The 3648-nt window shown below is 56.7% G+C and carries 5 protein-coding genes; all 5 read left to right on the forward strand.

From position 1 onward, the window contains the following. Window positions 1-406: amino acid--tRNA ligase-related protein (locus V7665_RS13255; RefSeq protein ID WP_335665007.1), on the forward strand; the 406-nt coding region annotated here is incomplete at its 5' end. Window positions 407-491: 85 nt separating this feature from the next. Next, window positions 492-1349, forward strand: a complete 858-nt coding sequence (locus V7665_RS13260) for an alpha/beta fold hydrolase (RefSeq protein WP_335665008.1) — start codon at window positions 492-494, stop codon at window positions 1347-1349. Between the two features lie 25 nt (window positions 1350-1374). Continuing rightward, window positions 1375-2355, forward strand: a complete 981-nt coding sequence (locus tag V7665_RS13265; protein ID WP_335665009.1) for a tetratricopeptide repeat protein — start codon at window positions 1375-1377, stop codon at window positions 2353-2355. Between the two features lie 150 nt (window positions 2356-2505). Then, window positions 2506-3291: a polyphosphate kinase 2 family protein gene (locus tag V7665_RS13270; RefSeq protein ID WP_335665010.1), complete on the forward strand. Its 786-nt coding sequence runs from the start codon at window positions 2506-2508 to the stop codon at window positions 3289-3291. Window positions 3292-3442: 151 nt separating this feature from the next. After that, a partial coding sequence (locus V7665_RS13275) for a TPM domain-containing protein (protein WP_335665011.1) occupies window positions 3443-3648 on the forward strand: 206 nt, incomplete at its 3' end.

Raw genomic sequence — 3648 nt, forward strand, 5'->3', positions numbered from 1 at the left:
CGAGCTGGATGCGCTGGAAAACCAGGACCCGCTCGACATTCTTGCGTGGCAATATGATATTGTCTGCAACGGTATCGAACTGTCGTCTGGCGCGATCCGGAACCATCGGCCCGACATCATGTACAAGGCGTTCGAGATTGCCGGCTACACCAAGGATCAGGTCGACACCGAATTTTCCGGTATGATCAATGCGCTCAAATATGGCGCACCGCCGCATGGTGGTTCGGCGCCGGGCGTCGACCGGATCGTGATGATGCTGGCGAATGAACCGAATATCCGCGAAGTCGTATTGTTCCCGATGAACCAGAAGGCCGAAGACCTGATGATGAACGCGCCCAGCCCGGTTGCGGCAAAGCAGCTGCGGGAATTGCATATTCGCGTGGTTGAACCGCCGAAGGAAGGGTGAGCTCCAATCCGTTAGTGGTGAGCCCGTCGAACCACGCTTATCGATAGTCGCCCTTCGACAGGCTCAGGGCTAACGGAACAGACATATGACCAATCCCCAAGAACATCATTTCCTCTCGTCCCACGGCGACGTCTGCTATTTCGAGTGGGGCAGGGCCGGCGACGGTCTGTCGGTTCTGCTGCTCCACGCGACCGGTTTTCATGCCCGCTGCTGGGACAAGGTCGTCGACGCCTTTCCAGACGGCACGCATGTCGTGGCGGTTGATCAGCTCGGCCATGGTCGCAGCGCCAGACCGGAGATCAAGGACTGGACCATGATTGCCGGGGCGACGGTAGAATTGGTAAAATCACTTGGCGTCACATTTGATGTCGCTGTCGGTCACAGCATGGGCGGCCATTGCCTGGTCCAGATTGCCGCGCAGCTGCCCGATCAAATCAAGAAGCTGGTGCTGGTCGATCCGGTGATTGTGAGCCGCGAAACCTATCTCAATCCGCCTGACTATAGCGCGTCAGACCAGATGGTCTCCCGGCGGCGCAATTCATGGACCGGACCGGACGAGATGTTCGATCGGTTCAAGGATCGTCATCCCTACAAGCTCTGGGATCCGGCAGTGCTGCAGGATTATTGCGAATATGGGCTCTTGCCCGACGGAGAAGGCGGCTTTGAACTGGCCTGCCCGCCGCAAACCGAGGGCTCGGTCTATGCAACCAGCGCATCCGTTGACCCCTATCCGCTGATCGAAGCGATCGAGCAGCCGGTCACGATTCTGCGCGCACCACAGCTGGCGCAGGAGGGCGCTTTCGATTTCGCATCCTCACCGACACCATCGGGGCTGGTCGATTGCTTCGCCAACGGAACAGACGTCTATCTGCCGGACCTGACCCATTTCATGCCGATGCAGAATCCCAAACGGATTGCGGAACTGATCATCAGCGGCTCATAGTTCATTCATGTTTATGGCGATATTTATGAACGATCGAATCCGGGGGATGGACATGAACAAAATATTGACCACGACGATCACGGCCTTGATGGCCATCGCGGGTCTGGCGTCAGCCGCGCAGGCCGAAGTGCTGACGATCGACGGGATGACGCCAGCCAATGCCGCTGAATTTCCGCAGATTCAGTCCGTTGCGATAGAGCGTTTTGGCGGCCGTGACGGCCGAGCGCTGGCGTTTGAACTGGAAGATAGTCTTGCTGCCGTCACGATCTTTGGCCAACCCTATTTTGATGTGATTGGCGGGCGATCCGGGGTGCAATCCGACGCCAGTCTCTCCGGCAATGTTACCGCCAGCGTCGAGCAATATGACACGGTTGCAAAACGGCGGCGCTGTGTTGAGCGCAATGACGAGGATGAATGTGTCACCCATGAATATATCAAGGTCGATTGCCTGACCCGGACAATCGATTTCCGGGCGCAGGTGCGGGCGACGCGATATCGGGATGGGCGCAGCATTTACACGGAAAGCTTTCCGGATCGAGCGGAACAGACGATATGTTTCGGCGATGACGAGGGTTTTGCAGGCAGCGAGTCGGTGATCCGGACCATGGTCTCTCAGACCGCCAGCGCCGTTCGCAATGACCTTGCCCCCAGGCAATATCGTCAGGACATCAGGATATTGGAAAGCCGCAAGGGCATGACGAAAGCGGAAGGGGAATTCTTCAAGGCCGCGATCAAAATGACCAAGACCAATCAGGCAGAGGCTTGCCGGATGTGGGAAGAAGCGGACCGGAACGGGCTGGTTCATATCTCGCTATCCTATAATCTCGGCCTTTGCGCGGAACAGCGCGGCGATCTGGAAACTGCGCTGGCTTTTTACGAAGAGGCGGATCGCTTTTCCCCGGGAAAATATGAAGTGACCGAATCTTCGCAGCGGGCAAGCGATCATCGGCGCGCGCTGAATGAATGGGAATTGCGTCAATCCGAACGGACGGGAAATCAAAGATAACAATCAGGGTTAACCGATTGGTGGTTCGCGCGCATCTGGTATAGATTGACCGGGTCGGGCTGAACTGGTCAAAGCCTGTTCATCGATGATAGATGCTGTTGTGGGTTGTTCGGCCTCCGGGTCAACAGGGCCAGCGCAAACGGAGTGAAAATGACGATAAACCTGTCCGACTACGAAACCGGCAAGAAATTCGAAGGCGACTATGATGCGGAGCTCGTCAGTCTGCAAGAACGGCTTGCGCATATCCATTTCAAGCATATCATCCATGGCAGCCGGTCGATATTGGTGTTCGAGGGCTGGGATGCGGCAGGCAAAGGTGGAGCAATCCGCCGGATGACTGGTGAATGGGACCCGCGCTATTATGATGTCTGGCCGATCGGTGCGCCGACCAAGGAAGAGAAAGACCGCCATTTCCTCTGGCGCTTCTGGCAGAAATTGCCGGGCAGCCGCGAAATCGGTGTGTTCGACCGCAGCTGGTATGGCCGGGTGCTGGTCGAGCGGGTTGAGGGATATTGCGAGCCTGCCGACTGGAAGCGCGGCTATGACGAGATCAACGAATTTGAAGCGCAGCAGATCGACGGCGGCACCAATTTGGTGAAGCTGTTCTTCCATACGACGCAGGAAGAACAGGACGCGCGTTTGACCAAGCGGCTCGATACGCCGCACAAGCGCTGGAAGATTACCGCCGAGGATTTCCGCAACCGCGAAAAGCGCGATGCCTATCTCGAGGCGATGCATGACATGTTCGAATATACCGACACCCGCTGGGCACCGTGGAAAGTGATAGCCGGCAACGACAAGAAATCCGCGCGCATCGCCGCGATGACCCATGTCGCGGAAACGCTGGAGGCGGCGTTGCCCAAGGACCTGCCGGATGCTGATCCGAAGCTGGTGACACTGGCGCATGATGCTTTTGGCTATGAGGTCAAGGATTAAGGGCCGATATGCCTTTCTTTGCCTGAGCCTTTGCGGGGTGGGCGCTTGCTCACCCCCGACACAACCGGAAATAGTAAGAAAAGACTGTAGCCATTGGGAACCTCAAAAGCCCCCAATAAATAGCTCACAACTCGTCGAAAATCAGGGATGGGTGTCGGATCATGCGGACATTCTGTCGGTTGGCGCTGAACTCGAGATTGTCCGGAAACTTGAGCAGTTGGAAACATCAACTCGGCATCAGGTGGTTGTGGCCACTGTAGAGAGCCTGCATCAAGTGCCGATTGAAGACTATGCAATGTCGCTGGGGATTTTCTGGGGAATCGGGCGTGTCGATGAAAATGACGGCGTGGTTTTGCT

It is taken from the genome of Parasphingorhabdus sp., assembly GCF_036964675.1.
GTDB lineage: Bacteria > Pseudomonadota > Alphaproteobacteria > Sphingomonadales > Sphingomonadaceae > Parasphingorhabdus.

Excerpts from the sequence above, each read along its gene's own strand:
- V7665_RS13260 (WP_335665008.1), top strand. The coding sequence starts at position 492 with ATGACCAATCCCCAAGAACATCATTTCCTCTCGTCCCACGGCGACGTC.
- V7665_RS13265 (WP_335665009.1), top strand. The coding sequence starts at position 1,375 with ATGAACGATCGAATCCGGGGGATGGACATGAACAAAATATTGACCACG.
- V7665_RS13270 (WP_335665010.1), top strand. The coding sequence starts at position 2,506 with ATGACGATAAACCTGTCCGACTACGAAACCGGCAAGAAATTCGAAGGC.